This is a genomic window from Stenotrophomonas sp. STEN035, assembly GCF_056759935.1.
In genome coordinates this window covers 1-18412 of the sequence record NZ_JBRRDY010000044.1, presented here as the reverse complement: position 1 = coordinate 18412, position 18412 = coordinate 1, and the positions used below count along the sequence as shown (strand labels likewise).

18 protein-coding genes are annotated in these 18412 nt (G+C 62.6%); 8 read left to right on the top strand and 10 right to left on the bottom strand.

Annotation, left to right across the window (positions count from 1 at the left end; translation table 11 throughout):
* Positions 1 to 136 precede the first annotated feature (136 nt).
* On the top strand, positions 137 to 421 hold the full coding sequence (locus tag ACVOLL_RS18460; protein WP_481514214.1) for an NHLP-related RiPP peptide: 285 nt from the start codon (positions 137 to 139) through the stop codon (positions 419 to 421).
* Here the strand turns inward: ACVOLL_RS18460 and ACVOLL_RS18455 are convergent, their stop codons facing one another.
* The 4 genes from ACVOLL_RS18455 to aceB form a co-directional block, all read right to left on the bottom strand.
* Entirely contained in the window at positions 422 to 2944 is a 2523-nt protein-coding gene (locus tag ACVOLL_RS18455; protein ID WP_481514213.1) for a putative peptide modification system cyclase, read from the bottom strand.
* A 13-nt stretch (positions 2945 to 2957) separates the two neighbouring features.
* Positions 2958 to 3980, bottom strand: a complete 1023-nt coding sequence (locus ACVOLL_RS18450; protein WP_481514212.1) for a GGDEF domain-containing protein — start codon at positions 3978 to 3980, stop codon at positions 2958 to 2960.
* Between the two features lie 188 nt (positions 3981 to 4168).
* Positions 4169 to 5500, bottom strand: coding sequence for an isocitrate lyase (aceA, locus tag ACVOLL_RS18445; RefSeq protein ID WP_481514211.1), 1332 nt, complete (start codon positions 5498 to 5500; stop codon positions 4169 to 4171).
* 39 nt (positions 5501 to 5539) lie between these two features.
* Positions 5540 to 7183, bottom strand: coding sequence for a malate synthase A (gene aceB, locus ACVOLL_RS18440; protein ID WP_481514210.1), 1644 nt, complete (start codon positions 7181 to 7183; stop codon positions 5540 to 5542).
* A 108-nt stretch (positions 7184 to 7291) separates the two neighbouring features.
* On the opposite strand from aceB, the gene ACVOLL_RS18435 reads away from it, so the two are divergent.
* Positions 7292 to 8260: a LysR family transcriptional regulator gene (locus tag ACVOLL_RS18435; RefSeq protein WP_481514209.1), complete on the top strand. Its 969-nt coding sequence runs from the start codon at positions 7292 to 7294 to the stop codon at positions 8258 to 8260.
* Between the two features lie 276 nt (positions 8261 to 8536).
* Here the strand turns inward: ACVOLL_RS18435 and dld are convergent, their stop codons facing one another.
* From dld to lepB, 5 genes are all read right to left on the bottom strand, one after another.
* Positions 8537 to 10234 carry a D-lactate dehydrogenase gene (gene dld / locus ACVOLL_RS18430; protein ID WP_481514208.1) on the bottom strand — a complete coding sequence of 566 codons (1698 nt, stop codon included), beginning with the start codon at positions 10232 to 10234 and terminating at the stop codon, positions 8537 to 8539.
* Positions 10231 to 11370, bottom strand: a complete 1140-nt coding sequence (gene lldD, locus ACVOLL_RS18425) for an FMN-dependent L-lactate dehydrogenase LldD (protein WP_481514207.1) — start codon at positions 11368 to 11370, stop codon at positions 10231 to 10233. Before lldD ends, dld begins: the two co-directional genes overlap by 4 nt.
* Before the next feature lie 3 nt (positions 11371 to 11373).
* A complete protein-coding gene (lldR, locus tag ACVOLL_RS18420) occupies positions 11374 to 12138 on the bottom strand; it encodes a transcriptional regulator LldR (protein ID WP_296247498.1) in 765 nt (254 codons plus the stop codon).
* A 54-nt stretch (positions 12139 to 12192) separates the two neighbouring features.
* The gene (gene lldP / locus ACVOLL_RS18415) at positions 12193 to 13851 is read right to left on the bottom strand and encodes an L-lactate permease (protein ID WP_481514206.1); all 1659 of its coding nucleotides are present in this window, start codon (positions 13849 to 13851) and stop codon (positions 12193 to 12195) included.
* 370 nt (positions 13852 to 14221) lie between these two features.
* The gene (lepB, locus tag ACVOLL_RS18410; protein ID WP_481514205.1) at positions 14222 to 14842 is read right to left on the bottom strand and encodes a signal peptidase I; all 621 of its coding nucleotides are present in this window, start codon (positions 14840 to 14842) and stop codon (positions 14222 to 14224) included.
* Positions 14843 to 15036: 194 nt separating this feature from the next.
* Between lepB and ACVOLL_RS18405 the strand changes: the two genes are divergently transcribed.
* Genes ACVOLL_RS18405 through ACVOLL_RS18395 form a run of 3 tightly spaced genes read left to right on the top strand, consistent with a single transcriptional unit; the run spans position 15037 to position 16111 of the window.
* Positions 15037 to 15450, top strand: a complete 414-nt coding sequence (locus tag ACVOLL_RS18405; protein WP_481514204.1) for a hypothetical protein — start codon at positions 15037 to 15039, stop codon at positions 15448 to 15450.
* A 3-nt stretch (positions 15451 to 15453) separates the two neighbouring features.
* The gene (locus ACVOLL_RS18400; RefSeq protein ID WP_481514203.1) at positions 15454 to 15903 is read left to right on the top strand and encodes a 3-dehydroquinate dehydratase; all 450 of its coding nucleotides are present in this window, start codon (positions 15454 to 15456) and stop codon (positions 15901 to 15903) included.
* A 1-nt stretch (position 15904) separates the two neighbouring features.
* Positions 15905 to 16111 (top strand): hypothetical protein, encoded by a 207-nt coding sequence (locus tag ACVOLL_RS18395; RefSeq protein ID WP_481514202.1) that lies wholly within the window; start codon positions 15905 to 15907, stop codon positions 16109 to 16111.
* 192 nt (positions 16112 to 16303) lie between these two features.
* Here the strand turns inward: ACVOLL_RS18395 and ACVOLL_RS18390 are convergent, their stop codons facing one another.
* Positions 16304 to 16654 carry a hypothetical protein gene (locus ACVOLL_RS18390; protein WP_481514201.1) on the bottom strand — a complete coding sequence of 117 codons (351 nt, stop codon included), beginning with the start codon at positions 16652 to 16654 and terminating at the stop codon, positions 16304 to 16306.
* A 345-nt stretch (positions 16655 to 16999) separates the two neighbouring features.
* Between ACVOLL_RS18390 and ACVOLL_RS18385 the strand changes: the two genes are divergently transcribed.
* The 3 genes from ACVOLL_RS18385 to ACVOLL_RS18375 all read left to right on the top strand — a co-directional run bounded on the left by ACVOLL_RS18385 (position 17000) and on the right by ACVOLL_RS18375 (position 18285).
* Positions 17000 to 17344, top strand: a complete 345-nt coding sequence (locus tag ACVOLL_RS18385) for a hypothetical protein (protein WP_481514200.1) — start codon at positions 17000 to 17002, stop codon at positions 17342 to 17344.
* Between the two features lie 75 nt (positions 17345 to 17419).
* Positions 17420 to 17851 carry a hypothetical protein gene (locus ACVOLL_RS18380; protein WP_481514199.1) on the top strand — a complete coding sequence of 144 codons (432 nt, stop codon included), beginning with the start codon at positions 17420 to 17422 and terminating at the stop codon, positions 17849 to 17851.
* A complete protein-coding gene (locus ACVOLL_RS18375) occupies positions 17848 to 18285 on the top strand; it encodes a hypothetical protein (protein WP_481514198.1) in 438 nt (145 codons plus the stop codon). The genes ACVOLL_RS18380 and ACVOLL_RS18375 overlap by 4 nt, the downstream gene beginning before the upstream one ends.
* The last annotated feature ends 127 nt before the right edge of the window (positions 18286 to 18412 follow it).

The window sequence follows — 18412 nt, the reverse complement described above, 5'->3', positions numbered from 1 at the left end:
CGACCTGATCATGGATGTTGCCAGCAATGGCCGACCGATAGCCACCTGATAGCATCCCCCTTTGGTAACAACAATTGCCTAAAGTGCAAAGCTGATACGCCGCTATAGTTCCGGACCCACCCAACAAGAAAAAGATATGTCGACCGAGAAATCACCGCTCACAAAGGCACAAGCCATCGCCCTTCTTGATCTCCTGATCGAAGACTCCGCATTTCGCCAGGAGTTCCAGTCCAGACCAGCGGACGCACTTGCAAAAATCAGCGAGAAGGCAGCTGCCTCGGCTTCTGAATGTGCTGTTCCTGGCGAGCTCGCCGCCATCGAAGATCTCGCCTCCGCCAGGGACCGGCTGATTGATCACTTGACTACAACAGCGGTATTTTCTGTTCCGTTCTGCTTTGTCGATGGACGGACCAGCAACTGATCAGCGTTGGACTGAGACGTCGGGAGCTATCCGCGCCAACGCCTTGCAAGCATTGGGCGCGGGAGCTCCTTTGCTGTCAACAACGTTCAAGGCCTGCAGTGTGGAGCTACCTGCATACTCGGCATACGCGCGCCCACGGTGCGTTTTCAGCCACATTGATTCTCTGGCAAAACCGGCTTCGTCTCCGACATCCCGATATGCCGCTGCCAACGCACTGTGCACCTGGAAAAGTTCGCCACCATTGACCATCGCGAGAATCTTTGGCAACGCATCCCTTGCTCCACCCGACAAGCGCACCGCGTTCGCTTCAACCAAGGCTATCAATTCCGTCGCACGCGGATCGCGAATATCCAAGGCAACTCTTTCCAGAGCTCTGCGCTCCACATCAAAAGTATCGGCAAGGCCCATACGCTGCGCCGAGTAGATCAAGGCGGCAGCGTAGTACAGGCGCGGCCCACGATCGAGCTGTTGCGGCATTGCTGCCTTGTCGAGCAATGGCTTCAGCACCATCCTTATCTGGGCTGCGGAAACGCAACTTCCTGCTGCAGCGTGACTGGTGATTCGCACCACGGCCAAAACATCACACTCGGCAGTGTCATCACCGCATTGCAATGCTGCTGCATCCACACCTGCCAGCGCCTTGGAAAAGTGCGTCTCGTCGAGGGCGAGAGAAGTCCCCTCCAACCAGCCTCCCGGATTTCCCTGTGGCAGCTTGAGCAGGACTTCCCTGGCCTGTTCGAATTGGCCGCCCGCGGCCAGCGCGCCGACCAGATAGCGATTTCCACGCCCTTCTGCCAATACCATGGCCTCGCGCAGAGACAGCACCGCCTCCTCCTGTTTACCCTGCACCAGTTGCACCCGGCCATGCAGCAGCAATGCAGCACTGGGAAATTCAACCTGGGGAACATTGACGCGCTCCATCGCGCGCTCGGCTTCCGAATAGCGACCCAACGAAAGCGCCGCGAGCGCAAGATTCGCACTTGCCGCATGGTGATCCGGATACAGATCTGCCAGCATCTTCCACGCACGGAACGTGGTCACCTCGTTTCCGCCGTACAACTCGCTCTTCCAGGCATCCATGTAGAGGGCTTGTCGAGCGCTCAAGCGATCACGCAATCCCTCGGCGAGCGAAAACCTGCTTCGCGCCTCGTCCAACCGCGCGAGACTGACCAAAGAGCGCATCTGGCCCAGGTATGCCATCGCGAATTTCGGATCCAGCCGCGTTGCGACTTCGTAGTAGTCAAGGGACTTCTGCGCGTCCGCCTGCCCATAGGCCAGCTGCGCCGCTGCATATACGTGCAAGGCGTCCAAATTGCTGGTTGCTACCCGCGGCAAAGGTAGAGACGCCTGGCTCAACGCATCGGACCCCTCGCCAAGCCTCAAGCGAATAGCGGTGGCAACTTTATCCAAGGAATTCAGCGCCGAATCGAGCCCGCTGCCATCTGCATACTCGGAATACACAACCCTGCCAGTTCCGGGGTCGACAACATCCATGCTTACGCGCAGCTTTCCATGAACCTCCTGCACACTTGGCATGACCACGGCCCGCGCGCCATCTCGGATGGCAACTTCCTTGGCGGTAGCGCGATCCAGTGGCTGTGCTGGATCCTTGCGCATCTGCCGCAGGGTCTCACGCACTTTCAGGTCACTAACAACGTTCACATGTCGGGACTGCTCAAGACTGATGCGCAGCGCCTGTTGCAAGGCATCGTCCAACACCAGATTACCGGTCTGGTTGGTGAAATCCCCTATCACCACCCAATCCCGCTCGGCAAAAGCGATGGCTGGCTCCGGACGCACCAATACCCACGCAACTGCGCCCACAGCAACCACCAGCAGCAACTCGGCAACCAGCGCCGCCGGCCGCCGCCATAGCGGTAGACGCCGCCACGCCTTGTTGGAACGGGCCGGCATGCGCAGTGGAGCGCTGCCCGTTGTGCCCACTTCAAATACTTCCTGCGGTGTCGGCAGGCCTTTGAAGTACCAGCGGCCGTGTGACTTCCATTGCAGGTTCGCACCGCGTTCGCCCAGCTCACGCTGGCTTGGCCGCAACAACGCTTCGGCCACTGACGACAGCAGAATCTGATTCGGTCGCGCCAACGCCATCAGGCGGGCGGCGGTTGGCTTGGCCACGCCTTCCACATCCACCGGCTTGGCGCCAGCAGCAACCGCATGCTCATCGTTGCGCCAGAACAGTACGTCACCTACATGGATACCTATACGCGCCTGCAGCGGCAGCTTGCGCTCATTGCCGATTTCAGTCAGCGCATCCAGGTAGTCCAAGGCAAAACCCAGACCCTGGGCAGGCACGTCGAACAGCAGGAACATGCCATCGGAGCGATCGATCAGACGTCCCTTCCAACGCTGCAACAGCTGCAGCGCACGCACGTCCAGGGTGCGGAACAGCTCAGCAGCTGCCGCATCGCCAATCCGTGCCGTCAGTTCCACCGAGTCACAAAGATCGGTGAGCACCAGCGTCTTGAGCTGGCGATCTGACGAGAGCGCGCCGGTCTCGCTGCTCATGCGTTATGCCGGGCTAGCCGTGGTCACCGGACTGCTCCAGGTACCACTGTGCGCGATTGCCACCTTCGCGCTTTGCCAGGTACAGCGCTTGATCAGCGCGCGAATAGGCATCGTTCCAATGGTGCTCCTCATCGATCAACACCATGCCAACGCTCAGCGAGCAGGCACCGACCGTTGCACCGGGATAGGCGATCAGATGGCGCATCGCCTCCAGCACGAACTCGGCAGTGCGCGGCAGACTCTGCGCGTCGGCTTTCATCAGCAATACGCAGAACTCGTCGCCACCAAGACGGCAGGCGATATCGTCCTTGCCGGTCACCGACGCAAGAATGCGGCCGAAGCACTGTAGGGCGTGGTCACCAGCAAGGTGACCGTAAGAGTCATTCAGACCCTTGAAGTCATCGCAATCGAGAAGCAACAGGCCTTGCGGTCGATGACCGGAGCGATGTGACTTCTGCAGGTAGGCAGTAAGCGCACGTCGGTTGCTGAGCCCGGTCAGGTCATCGCTGTAGACCAGCTCGCGGGTATGGTGCAACTCATGGTTTGCGCTGTACAGATTGCCCAATGCGGTTTCCAGCTCGTGGTTACGACGGCTGAGCTGGGCAATCAGGCGCTGTTCGCTGGAGACCACCCGCGACAGGGTGCGGCGCAGGAAAAACACCACCATCGCTGGATCCTGATCGATCAGGCGGTGGAAATTGGCATGGGTGATTTCCAGCAGCACGCTGTCGCAGTTGGCGCGCGCATCGCAGGAGCGCGGATGGCGCTCGATCAACAGCCCGAGTTCACCAAAGAAGTCGTTGCTGCCCATGGGCTTGGGCGCCAGACCGGCACCGAAGTCCAGGCTGACGGTACCGCTGACAATGATGAACATCGAGCTGCCCAGATCGCCACGGCGAAACAGCGCTTCGTCGGCCTGCAGCGTGCGGCGGACGCCGTACTGGGCAAACAGCGCAAATTCCACCGGTGACAATTGCGCACGCAGCACCGCGCTTCCCGCCGACGTAGCGACGGAAAGTTCAGACTCCAGTGCCAAACCCCCTGTTCCCATGCCGCTCATTCCCTGCCTCATGGACTGCTCGTCCATAGTCAGACGAGTAATCTCGCGAGCCTATCACCAAAATTATCGGTTATGTGATCCCCCACACCGTTTGATGCTGGATCATGCTCAAAAAAAAGAAGGGGCTCGTAAGAGCCCCTTTTGAAACGCCCTGGTCAGCGCCCTCAGGCAGCTACTTCAGCCTGAAACTGCTCCTCTTCGGTGGAACCAGTCAGCGCGGTCACGCTGGAGGCACCGCCCTGGATCACCGTGGTCACATCGTCGAAGTAGCCAGCGCCCACCTCCTGCTGGTGCGAGACGAAGGTGTAACCCTTGTCACGGGCGGCGAATTCCGGCTCTTGCACCTGCTCCACGTAGTGGCGCATGCCTTCGCCACGGGCATAGTCGTGGGCAAACTTGAAGGTATTGAACCAGTTGATGTGGATGCCGGCCAGAGTGATGAACTGGTACTTGTAGCCCAGCGCAGCCAGCTCGTCCTGGAACCTGGCAATGGTCTTGTCGTCCAGGTTCTTCTTCCAGTTGAACGAGGGCGAGCAGTTGTAGGACAGCAGCTTGCCGGGGCTGGCGGCGTGCACGGCCTGGGCGAACTCGCGGGCGAAGCCCAGGTCCGGGGTGCCGGTCTCACACCACACCAGGTCGGCATGCGGTGCATAGGCAACGCCGCGGCTGATCGCCTGCTCCAGGCCGTTCTTGACCTTGTAGAAGCCCTCGGCGGTGCGCTGGCCGGTGATGAACGGGGCGTCGTTGGGGTCGAAGTCGCTGGTCAGCAGGTTGGCGGCCTCGGCATCGGTACGCGCCAGCACGATGGTCGGCACGCCCAGCACATCTGCCGCCAGGCGCGCGGCGGACAGCTTCTGGATCGCCTCCTGGGTCGGCACCAACACCTTGCCACCCATGTGGCCACACTTCTTCACCGCTGCCAGCTGGTCCTCGAAATGCACCGCGGCGGCACCGGCGATGATCATGTTCTTCATCAGCTCGTAGGCGTTCAAAACGCCACCGAAGCCGGCCTCGCCATCAGCAACGATGGGCAGGAAGAAGTCGATCGCATCTTCGGCCTTGACCTTGCCGTCGATGATGTTCTTCCACTGGATCTCATCGGCGCGCTGGAAGGTGTTGTTGATGCGGCGGACCATGGTCGGCACCGAGTCGTAGGCGTATAGCGACTGGTCCGGGTACATGGTTTCGGAGGTGTTGCCATCGGCAGCCACCTGCCAACCGGACAGGTATACCGCTTCCAGCCCGGCCTTGGCCTGCTGCATGGCCTGGCCGGCGCTGATCGCACCGAAGGCATTGACGTAGCCCTTCTTCGAGCCGCCATTGACCAGTTCCCACAGGCGCTCGGCACCGCGCTTGGCCAAGGTGTACTCCGGCTGCACGCTGCCACGCAGGCGCACCACGTCGGCGGCGCTGTAAGTGCGCTTCAAACCCTTCCAACGCGGGTTGGTGTCCCAGTCCTGTTGCAGGGCGGCGATCTGTTGCTGGTAGCTGCTCATCGTTTCGTCCTCAAAGTGGTGCGTACGTAAGGGGAAGGGTCAATCGATCTGCCGGTAGGCAGGCAAGGTCAGGAAGTCGGTCAGCTCGTCGGCGCGGCTGAGCTGGTCAAGCAGGCCGATGGCCTGGGTGATGCGGCTGCCACCGGGCAGTGCGGAGGTGTCGCCAAGGCGCGCCGGAAGCGCGCGCAGGGTGCTGGCCAGCAGCGCGAAATCAATCGCGGTGCCGTCGTCCAGATGCTGGTTGCCGGCATGCAGCCACTGCCAGATCTGGCTGCGGCTGATCTCGGCGGTGGCGGCGTCTTCCATCAGGTTGTGGATGGGCACGCAGCCGTTGCCGTCCAGCCAGGCGGCCAGGTAACGCACGCAGACTTCGACGTTGTTCTCGAAGCCGGCACGGGTAACGGTGCCGCTGCACGGCGCGATCAGTTCGTCGCGGCTGGCCTGCACATCACGGCGCAGCAGGTGGTGCTGGTTGGGACCGGACATATGCTCATCGAAGATGGCGCGCGCCACCGGGATCAGCGCCGGGTGCGCCACCCAGGTGCCATCGTGGCCAGCAGTGACTTCGCGCAACTTGTCGGCGCGCACCCGTGCCATCGCCTGCTCGTTGGCGGCGGCATCGTTGTTGATCGGAATCTGCGCGGCCATGCCGCCCATTGCATGTGCACCACGGCGATGACAGGTCTTGATCAGCAGTTCCGAATAGGCCTTCAGGAACGGCTGGGTCATGGTCACCTGACCGCGCTCGGGCAACACCTTGTCGGCGTGGCGGCGGAAGGTCTTCAGATAGGAAAAGATGTAGTCCCAGCGCCCACAGTTCAGGCCGACGATGCGATCGCGCAGCACGTACAGGATCTCGTCCATCTCGAACACCGCCGGCAGTGTCTCGATCAGTACGGTGACCTTGATCTGCCCATGCGGCAGGCACAGCATGCCTTCGATGTGCGACAGCGCGGTCTCCCACAGCGCCGCCTCTTCCATCGACTGCAGCTTGGGCAGGTAGAAATACGGGCCGCGGTCCTTGTCCATCAAGGTCTGAGCGTTGTGGAAGGCGAACAGCGCCGCATCGAACAGGCCACCGGCAATCGGCTGGCCATCGACCAGCACGTGCTTCTCGTCCAGGTGCCAGCCACGCGGGCGCACGATCAGCACCGCCTGTTCATCGGCCGGGCGCAGCGTGTAGTGCTTGCCCGGGCCCTTGGCGGTGGCCGGCGCGGTGAAATCCAGATCGCCGCGCACCGCCGCCTTCATCGTCTGCTGGCCAGCCAGCACATTGCGCCAGGTCGGCGAGGTCGAATCCTCGAAGTCGGCCATGAACACCTTGGCGCCGGAGTTCAGCGCGTTGATGACCATCTTCGGGTCGGTCGGGCCGGTGATCTCGACGCGGCGGTCCTGCAGCGCGGCCGGGATCGCTGCCACGCTCCAGTCCTCCTCGCGGATGGCACGGGTGTCGGCCCGGAAATCCGGCAGGCCGCCCTGGTCGAAGAAGGCCTGGCGCTCGCGGCGGGCGGCCAGCCGTGCCTGCCGGCCCGGCTCGACCGCACGGTGCAGTGATACGAGCAGGCCCAGCACGCCGGCCGGCAGCAGCGCGGACTGGCCGGCCAGCTGGGTGGTCAGGGTGATGCCCGGGGTCGGGCGGGGGGCGGACTGCGGGGTAGCGACTGCGTGGGCGACGGCGGACATCGGAGGTACCTGCGTATGTCGGGGACTCCAACGTGCAGCCGCAGGTAGGTATTTAACAAAACAGTTTTTGCAATGTTATCTATAAGTTGTGCTAATACTTGCTTCAAGATGCCAACCAAGCCGCCCGTAACCCCGCGTTTTTCCTACAAGTCTGATCGACTCAAGCCGCTGCGGGCATTCCTGCAGACGGTGCGACTGGGTTCGGTTTCGCGTGCTTCGGAAGCGCTTTTTGTCAGCCAACCGGCGGTGAGCCTGCAGCTGCAGGCGCTGGAGCGGGAGCTGGGGGTGGTGTTGTTCGAGCGCAGCGGGCGTCGTCTGGTGCCTACCCGCGAGGGTCAGCTGCTGTACGACATGGCGCAGCCGCTGGTGGAAAGCCTGGACGGACTGCTGCCGCGCTTCCGCGAGAAGGTCAGCGGGCTGGATGCGGGCGAACTCAATATCGCCGCAAATTCGTCGACCATCCTGTATCTCCTACCGAAGATCGTCGAAAACTTCCGCAGGCTGCATCCGGACGTGCGCCTGACCCTGCACAACGCCATCAGCGCCGACGGCACCGACCTGCTGCGCAGCGACGCCGCCGATCTGGCCATCGGCTCGATGATGGATGTGCCGGCCGACCTCAGCTACGCGCCGGCCTACCGTTTCGAGCAGGTGCTGATCACCCCGCCCGACCACCCCTTGGCGAAGAAGAAAAACCTAAGCCTGGAAGACCTGTCGCCGTGGCCGCTGATCCTGCCGCCGCGCCGGCAGATCACCTGGCGGCTGGTTGACCTGGTGTTCCAGCAGCACCGCGTGCCGTATACGGTGGCGCTGGAAGTGGGCGGCTGGGAGGTGATCAAGCAGTACGTGGCGATGGGCATGGGCATCAGCATCGTCACCGCCCTGTGCCTGAACGACGGTGACCGCGACAAGCTGGCAACGCGGGCGATGAGCGACTACTTCCCCTCGCGTAGTTATGGCGTGGTGGTGCGGCGGGGCAAAGTGTTATCGCCGCAGGCCAGGGCGTTTGTTGAACTGATCCAGCCGGATCTGTTTGCGCCGCGGCAGTACGACGATACGGGGCATTCGGAGCGGTAAGGCTTGCGCTTGTTTGCTTTGAGCTCTTTTGCTTTGGGCTCTTTTGCCTCCGCCTTTCTGCCGTCATTCCCGCGCAGGCGGGGTTTTCAACCAACGTATGTTGGGTCATCGCTCTTGCCTTTGCTCCAGCCTTTGCTCCTACCTGACACACTACGTAAAGAGCGATTCCCGCCTGCGCGGGAATGACGAGCCAGCTAGAAGCTTGCCCTCACCCCAACCCCTCTCCCGCAAGCGGGAGAGGGGCTTGAGCAAAAGCTTGAGCAGGCGCTTTGCGCCTCAGCAATCACAGCCCTTCCAACCCGGCTGCTTGCTGGTCTGACCGATGCCCGGATTGAAGGTATTGCTCGGGTCCAGCTGCTGGTAGAACTGCGCCAGCGCTGGCTTGGCCGGATACAGATGACCGACATTATGTTCGGCCGGGTACTCGGCACCGCGCTCGTCGAGCAGTTTCCACATGGCGTGTTCGATCGCCATCGGGTCTTCGCCCTTGCGTGCAATGTAGTCCTGATGGAACACATGGCACAGGAAGTGGCCGTAATAGAGCTTGTGCAGCAAGCGCGCGTCCAGCTCGGCCGGCAGCTGCTCGAACCAGTCGCGGTCGTCGCGGCGCAGGGCGATATCCAGTGCGACGATGTCCTGCACCTGCGCGCGATGTACTTCGCGGTAGCGCACCGCCGCGCCGGCCACTGCGAACCGGTGCAGGAAGGCTTTGCGACCTTCGTCCGGCGTGCAGTGGAAGTAGTCACCTTCATGCCCGGCGAAGAAAGCGCGCAACCACTGCTCGGTCGCTGCCGCATCCTGTGCGGAAACCTTGACCAGCAAATGGTGCTCATAGCGCTGGCGGAACTCGCCCATGCGCTTGGGCAGATGCGAAGGCAACAGTCCGGTCAGCAGCTGCATCGCGTGATCGGTCACGCCACGCAGGCCCAGTCGCTCGAACCAGCCATCAACCCGGCTCTTCAAGGCGAATGCGGCCGGTACCCGTGCCGTGCCCAGCTTGTCGATCAGCAGGAAGGTGTCCTTGCCGTAGCGCTCACCGATGTCATAGGCGACGCGGTGGATGTATTCACCGGAGATCGGCAGGCGCTCGAAGCCGGTCAACAGCTGGCGGCGGATCGCGGTAAGGCTTTCGGTGCTGTTGCTGCCGATATAGAACACCTCGGCCGCTTCCTTGGCGAAGGTGTCCAGGCGCACCGCGAATACGGCCAGCTTGCCAGCCGAACCCGCGGCTTCGTAATGACGGCTGGGGTCGGCGTTGAAACGCGCGGGCGTTGCCGCGTCCACCTGCCGTACCTGCTCGGCATAGCGCGGATCGGAACCGGCGCGCTCACCATCAACGCGCACATCGGCGGGCTGGTAGTCGCCGGCCTGCAGGCGCTGCAGGATTTCTTCCGGCGTGTCGCCCAGGGCAATGCCAAGATGGTTCACCAGCTGCAGGTGGCCTTCGCCATCCACCTGCGCGTACAACGCCATCTCGGTGTAGGCCGGACCACGCCGCACCAGCGAGCCACCGGAGTTGTTGCAGACACCGCCCAGCACCGAGGCACCGATGCATGAGGAACCGATCACCGAATGCGGCTCGCGCCCAAGCGGCGCCAAGGTCTGTTCGAGTCGGTCCAAGGTTGCGCCGGGCAGGCACAGCACCTGCCGCCCTTCATCGAGCAACTGCACGCCGGTCAGCCGAAGCGTGCTGATCAATACGATCGGCCGACCATAGTCGTTGCCATCCGGCGTCGAGCCACCGGTCAAACCGGTATTGGCCGCCTGCAGGATGATCGCCGCCCCGCCCTGCACTGCCGCCTGCAAGGCGCGCCACATCTCCAGCAAGCTTCCCGGACGCACCACCGCCAGCACAGCGCCATCGCCGAAACGGTAGCCCTTGCGGAAGCGACGTGTTGCCTTGTCGCCCGTCAGCACATGGGCGTCACCAACGGCGCTGCGCAGCTGCGCCAACAGTGCTTCGTTCGCACTCATGCCAGGTTGACCAGCGAGTCGCGGCTGATATCGGCAATGCGACGTGCGCCAGTCAGCGTCATCGCCACACGCATTTCCTTGGCGATCAGGTCCAGCAGATTGGCCACGCCAGCCTCGCCCTGTGCGGCAAGCGCGTAGACGAAGGCACGGCCGAGCAGCACGCTGTCAGCGCCGAGTGCGAGCATGCGCACCACGTCCAGGCCGGTGCGGATGCCCGAGTCGGCGAGGATCTTCAGATCACCCTGCACTGCATCGGCAATCGCCGGCAGCGCGCGTGCGGTGGACAGCACGCCATCGAGCTGGCGACCGCCATGATTGGAGACGACGATGCCATCGGCGCCAAAGCGCACCGCATCGCGGGCATCGTCCGGATCAAGAATACCCTTGATCACCATCGGCCCCTTCCAGAACTCGCGGATCCATTCCAGGTCCTTCCACGAAATCGACGGGTCGAAATTGTTGCCCAGCCACCCGATGTAATCCTCCAGCCCGGTCGGGCTGCCGCGATAGGCGGAGATGTTGCCAAGATCATGCGGACGGCCGAACAGGCCAACGTCCCAGGCCCAACGCGGATGGGTCATCGCCTGGCCGATGCGGCGCATGCCGGCATTTGGACCGCTCATGCCCGAGTGCGCATCGCGGTAGCGCGCGCCCGGCACCGGCATGTCGACGGTGAACACCAGCGTGGTGACGCCGGCGGCCTGCGCGCGCTCCAATGCGTTGCGCATGAAGCCGCGGTCGCGCAGTACATACAGCTGGAACCACATCGGTCGTTTGATCGCCGGCGCCACTTCCTCGATCGGACACACCGACACCGTCGACAGCGTGAATGGAATGCCGCGGCTGTCCGCCGCACGCGCCGCCTGCACTTCACCGCGACGCGCATACATGCCGGTCAGGCCGACCGGTGCCAGTGCAACCGGCATCGCCAGCGTCTCGCCGAACAGCTCGGTTTCCAGGCTGAGCTCGGACATGTCGCGCAGGATGCGCTGGCGCAGCGCGATGTCGGACAGGTCGGAAACATTACGTTTGAGCGTGTGTTCGGCATACGCGCCGCCATCGATGTAGTGGAACAGGAACGGCGGCAGACGACGCTGCGCGGCCGCACGGTAATCGGTGGAGGCGGAGATGATCATGGGTCAACCGTGGGGGGAAGGAAGCCGCGAAGCGCGAGCACGCCGCGCTTCGTCTTCATCGAGCGTGCGCAGCGTCGTGTGCACGAACTCAAGATGGGTATGCGCTGCGGCACGCGCACGCTCGGGGTCGCCGGCCAGTACCGCATCCATCATTTCGCGGTGCTGGTCGGACAAGGGGGAAAACGTCGTCGATGCGGTGTAAAGCTTTTCGCGGCTCTGCGAGATATTTGTCTGCAGCAGCTCGAACAGGCCGCGCATCACCTGCAGCAGCACCAGATTGTGCGAGGCCTCGGCGATGGACAGATGGAAGGCGGCGTCGGCGCGCGCTTCGCCGGCCGGATCGTCCTTGCCATGCGCGTCCATCATGGTCTGGAAGGCCTGCGCGATGCGTGCGCGGTCGTCATCGGTAGCCCGCAACGCGGCATGCCAGGCGGTTGCGCCTTCCAGCGCATGGCGGATTTCCAGCACATCGAAGCGGTATTCCGGATCGCCCTGGAACAGCGGCAGGTACGGCACCAGCGGCTCATCCAGGGCCTGCCGCGCACGTGCAGCCGGCTCGGCCACATAGGTGCCGCCGCCAACCCGCGCCACCAGCAGGCCCTGGCTGCCAAGCTGGGCAATCGCCTCTCGCAGCGCCGTGCGCGAGACCCCGAGCTGCACCGCCAGTGCGCGCTCGGAAGGCAGCCGGTCACCCGGCTGCAGTTGTTGTTCGTCCACCAGCACGCGCAGCTGCGCGGCCACCTTGTCGGAAATACGTTGCGTACTCATGCCGACATTGTGGCCCGAAGCTGCACTGCGTTGGCGGATGCGCGCGGCCATGGCTCAGGGAATCATCCAGGTCAGCCAATAGGCCTGCGCGGTGGTGATCAGGCCGACCATTACCGTGAAGATAAGGCTGTGCTTGACGGTGAAGCGGAACAGGTCCGATTCCTTGCCGGCCAGGCCCACCGCCGCACAGGCGATGGCGATGGACTGCGGCGAGATCATCTTGCCGGTGACGCCGCCGGTGGTATTGGCCGCAACCAGCAACACCTCGGACACACCGATCTGCTGCGCGGTGGTCGCCTGCAAGGCCGAGAACAAGGCATTGGACGAGGTGTCCGAACCGGTCAGGAACACGCCCAGCCAGCCGAGGAACGGCGAGAAGAAGGTGAAGGCCTTGCCGGTATGCGCAAGCGCCAGCGCCAACGTCGCCGACAGCCCGGAGTAGTTGGCGATGAAGGCGAAGGCCAGCACCATCCCGATCGAGTAGATCGGCATCTTCAGTTCATTGACGGTCTCGGCGAAGGTGCGCACCGCCGCACGTACCGGCATGCGCAGGAAGATGATGGCGATCACCGCCGCCAGCATGATCGCGGTACCGGTGGCCGAGAACGCGTCGAACTTGTACACGGCCTCGTAGGCAGTGGGCGCGTTCACGATCGGCGGCATCTTCTGCACCAGCTGGTCCAGGCCCGGCACCGGCAGCTTCAGCACCCAGCTCTCCAGCGGGCCACCGGCAGCGAACAAGGCCTTGAACGGCTTGATGCTCCACAGCGTGACCATCGCGGTGAGGATCAGGAACGGCGACCACGCCTTGGTGATCTGGCCGGCGCTGTAACGCGGTGCGCTCGATGCCTGCGCGGCAGCGTCGGCACTGGCCTCGGTTTCGAAGCGGAAGATGCGCTTTGGCTGCCAGCGGCGCAGGAACAGCGTCAGGCATACCAGCGATGCCAGCGACGCAGTGATGTCCGGCAGTTCGGGGCCGATGAAGTTGGAGGTCAGGTACTGCGCGATGGCGAAGGAACCACCGGCAATCAGCACCGCCGGCCAGGTTTCCTTGATACCGCGCCAGCCATCCATGATGGCCATGATCCAGAACAGCACGATGATGGTCAGGAATGGCAGCTGGCGGCCGGCCATCTGCCCGATCTCGAACGCATCCAGTCCGGTGACCTGGCCGGCGACGATGATCGGAATACCCATCGCACCGAAGGCCACCGGCGCGGTGTTGACGATCAGGCACAGGCCAGCCGCATACAACGGCTTGAAGCCCAGCCCGACCAGCAACGCGGCGGTGATCGCCACCGGCGCGCCGAAACCTGCGGCACCTTCGAGAAATGCACCAAAGGCGAAGCCGACCATCAGCATCTGCAGGCGCTGGTCTTCGGTCACCGACAGGATCGAGGCGCGGATGATCGCGAACTGCCCGGTCTTGACCGACACCTTGTACAGGAACACCGCGCCGATGATGATCCAGGCAATCGGCCACAACCCGTACAGGAAGCCGAACCCGGCTGCGCCCAAAGCCTGCGACACCGGCATGCGATAGAACAGCAGTGCAACGGCCAGCGCGATGGCGACGGTGATGGTGCCGGCCAGCCAGCCCTTCATGCGCAGCACGGCCAGGGCAACGAAGAAGAAAGCGATCGGCAACAGCGCGATCAGGCTGGACAGCCAGAGGTTGCCAGCGGGGTCGTACAGTTGTTCCCAGGGCTGCATGCAGGTTCTCGTCAAAGGCGAAAGGCGGCCCACCCGCAGGTGGCGTGGCGGTGGTCGCGAACACTGGTATTACCAATATTCAATCAGTCCGACCAACGAACCGCGATTGAATCGCCGTTGCCGCGAAGATCCTATTAGACCATAGGGTTAGTGAAGGCGATTGGTAATACCAATGCGCGGATTCTGTAGGAGCGGCGTAAGCCGCGAAGCCGATATCAGTACGGCCACCCATCCACTTGCCATTGCATCCATGCAGCTTGCCGGCACCGTCAGCTTCGCGGCTTACGCCGCTCCTACAAAAAAAGCCAAAAACAAAGGCAAAAAAAAACGGCACGTCTCCGTGCCGGTTTTTCTTCTTAGCCATAGCCGCTTACAAACGCCGCCACTCCGGCCCTTCCCCGCGTCGCCAATACACCGCCACCGCCTTGCCATAGACCGTATCGGCATCCACCAAACCGAAGAAGCGCCCATCAAAACTGTTGCCGCGATGGTCACCCACCACCAGCAGCTTGCCGGCCGGAATGGTGATGCCATTGATGTCCGGGCCACCGCCATCACTCAGATCCAGCTGCACCTGCTTGTTGCCGAACAGCTCACGCGCCACGGCCTGGCGCAGCGGCTGCTCGTTGATGGACAGATAGCCGGCATGCAGCTCCACACGATCACCAGCCACGGCTACCACCCGCTTGATCAAGCGCGTGCCGTCAGCCGGCGAATCAAATATCGCCACATCACCACGTTGCGGCGCCTGCCCGACCAGCAGCTGTACATCGGTGAAGGGCAGGCGCAGGCCGTACGCGCGCATGTCCACTACCACCCGGTCACCTGGCTGCAGGGTCGGCTGCATCGAGCCGCTGGGCACCTGGTAGTGATTGGCCAGGCTGTCGCGGGCGGCGAACAGCAGCAGCAACATCACCGCCAAGGGCAGGGCTTCGCGGCGCATCCACTGCACTACGGGATGGGGCGATGCAACTGACGCGGTCTCATTCATGGCTGATCACCAATTCCGGGGTCAAACCGAACTGACCGCCAAGGCCGGGCGAAGTTCCCATAGCCCCAGAACATGAGGCGCGGACTTTTGCTACGCAGACTTTACGCCGCCGCGCCCACCCACCATGGCGATTTGATGCAACAGCCGCGCATCGTGGCACCACCGCGCCGCATGGCGCTTGAACGTGGTGCTACATGAGCGTTTTACTGATCCGGCATACCCGCAACCCCGCAATGCCGGATGCGTCCTTTCTGCCTGCACAACTCGCCGGACAGCCGCTGCAATGCCTGCACTGCGGCTCGTTGCCGGCGCTGGCCCAGTGTCTGCATAACGCGCGTCAGCAGGCGCCGGACTGGGTACTGATTGAAAACAGCGCCACCGACGATACGCAATGGGCGCTGCACGGCCGCAGCGTGTGCAATGCCCTGGACGCCCTGCCGGCGCCGTATATCGAAATCGCCAGCAATGATGCCGATACGCTGGAGACCCATCTGCATCCGCACCACGCCGCAACTGCGGTGGTGGTCTGCAGTACTGGCACCGATGAGGCGCGGCGCTTGTCGCTTGCGATTACCACCCGTCTGCTCAGCAACGGACAAGGTGGTTGAGTCATGGCGATCTTCATCGTGCGTGGGCCCGATGCCTGTGATGCACTCCTGCAGGCTGCTGTGCCGCTGCCAAGCCCGGTCATGAATGCATTGGTGCATCGCGCACTCGATGTCGGCATCAGCGTGGCGCAACGCAACTGCCGCTCAGAGCAGGAACTGTTGGACTCGCTATGCGCTGCCGACCACAACCCGGACGACGTGATCCTGCTCGCACCGGCAGCCTGCGTGCAAAGCGTTCGCCTGCAACGGTTGCTTCCGCGCCTGCGCAATGCCTACGTGGAAGTTCACGAGGACGCCAGCGACGCACCACAGTCCTGCCTGCCGGAGCATCTTGGCCGTCGTCTTGGCATCGCCCAGGGCTACTGTGCGCAAAGCTATGTGCTGGCCTTGGAACTGGCGCTGGAGCACCTGTGCTGCAGCGATGTCGGTGATCGCGTGCACGTAGGCACCTGAGATGGATGCGCATCGCTACATCGTCGGTTATGAGATCTATCTCGATGGCCACCCGTTCTGGTGGGGGCATCTGGCATTGCGCCTGGATGAGGGCGATCCGATGTTGCTGCAGCCGCAAGCGCTGCTGGACCATGTGTGCGCGATAGCCGCAAAGCGACATGATGTGGCTGCGGCGCAGGTGCGGTTGAAGATGATCAGCCGCGTATAGCAAGCCGCCTTGCCCGCGATCTGGTGCGGGCAAGGCGTTCGTTCGATCATTTCCAGATACAGGTCTACCGGGCCAGCCAGGTGACCTTCAAGCAACAGGTGCCGCGGGCAGGATCAGTTGCGTGACTTACGCCGCGCCCATAACCCTGTCTTCCAACCAGCCACCCATGCCGAGCAGGGCTCGGCGCTGTCTTCAATCATCGTCACTGTCGGAATCGCCGCCGCGGCCGTAGTGCGACGAGCCAGCGCCTTCCACATAGTCGCCGAACGAGCTGTTTCCGAAGACTGCACTGAAGATTGCCAAGCCGATGAAATAGATCACCGGGCTTGCAATCAGCGACGCAAGCATTGGAATCAAACCACCAACGATCCTGCCCCGGGTCATCACCACGATAGCCAGAACGAAAGCGACCAGGTTCAGCGGCCAGCCTGCAAATAAGCCAACCCCAGGAACTGGCAGCAGAAACAACAACCAGCCAACAACAAGGCAAATCCACGTCGCTTTGACGGGTGCGGAGCGTGTTTTATCTACTGCAGTACTCATCAAGATTCCTTTCTGGGTAGGTTGTTCCATGCGGCTGCATGCGCAAGACTGAAGTCGGCCGATTGCGGCGCCTGTCACTACATCACGCTGGACCGGATCGGATACACCACCTCGCTCGCCGACGGGCTCTACGGCCGTGGCGTTCGATCTGTTCCAGGCAACAATCGGCTTGCGCGAGTATGCCAGTGAACTTGCGATGTTCCACAACCGGCAACGCCTCGGCCTGCCATGCGCGGCCTGCTTTCATTGGCTGGCGCGGCCCAATAGAATCTTTCAGCCCTGCTTGTGCACGGCAGGATGACCCGACGGTTGTTTTTCCCTCGAACTGCAGACAGCCAAGTCCACATGCCTCTACTCAACGGTTTCACGCTGGGCCAGGAATTCGATATCGAGACGGAACTGGTGCAGGCATGTTCGGAAGAGCCCAACCACATCCTGGAACAGCTGGTTTTCAGCTCGGAACTGGACTTCGAACCCTGCCGTGAGCGACTGGAGAAGGTGCTCTCGCTTCGTTACGGACCATCTGCAGCGCCCATGCTGAGCGTTAACGGAGAAGTTTCCGTGGCCTGCTATACCTTCGCAAAGGATGCCACACGGGTCACCGCGCAGATCTCCTGCGAAGGGCCGAACTATCGCTGCCATGGCTTCATCCATGCCACTACTTGCTGGAAGCCCGATTCAAGTTCCTGATTCGCTATCATCGGCAAGCGGGCAGGTGCACGCCTGCATGAAGCACGCACTCGAATCACAAGGACGATCTCTGACATGAATAGTCATTCCATGCTGCTCTGGTTGCTGCTTGCCGTTACCCCGACCGCTGCGGCCGATACCCCAGATGAGGCTGCCACATTGGCCATCGTCACCGCCGGCCACTGGCAGTCTGGGCAACAGCAAGGGGTTTATCGGGTGCGTCTGGAGAATGTTGGGTTCGAGCACGTTTCCTGCCGCGTCTGGATTGAATGGCTGAGCGCACCGGCACCTGGGAAACCCTTCGCGACAGTTGCAAGGCTGCCATTGACTGAAGCATCAGACAGCTTCTGGGCATGTCCCAACCGAAGCGGCACCGTCGTGCTGAGCGACGCAGCGTTGCAGCTCAATCTGGTTCATGCCTATTCGCTGGAGCCGCGAGTGTTCAATGTGGCGCTGGGTGTGCCGGGGTACTACCAGTTGCAGACCGAAGGGAATACAGCACCGTGACGAACGGAATCTCCCGCGCTTTCACCCTGACGACGAGCACTTCGCGCTTCATCGATCGCAGCCTGTTGTTGCTGGGAGTACTGCTGCTTGGCGCATGTGCAACCCGCCCCGGCCCGTTGGGCGAATTGTCCAACATCGTGATTACCGGCAGCGGTGTCGACAGTGAGCGCGATGCGCTTCTGTGTGATGGATTCAAACCTGATCCGCAGCAGCTGCGTGTGTTCTTCCGCCATGCCGTGTTGATCACCCCGCGGCAGGAACATGATTTTTTCCTGCATGGTCCCTGTTATGTGCGCGGCACGCTCACCACCCGCTATGAGCGCTGGCATTGGGAGCTGCGCAATGGCGGCACTGCGCGGGTTACTTCCGCTGCGGGTGACGACTCTTTTCTGCTCGCTGATCCACGCGAGGAATCATCGCTTGGCGATGAATGAGACCTGCACTGTCCTGTAGTGGGGGGGCCCGGGCGGCGGGGCCGCGGCGCCGGCTCCAGCCCCCCCCGGCCGCCGCGCGCGCGGGGCGCGTCTCGCCCCCCCCGGAGGTGGGCCCGCCGGGGGGGTG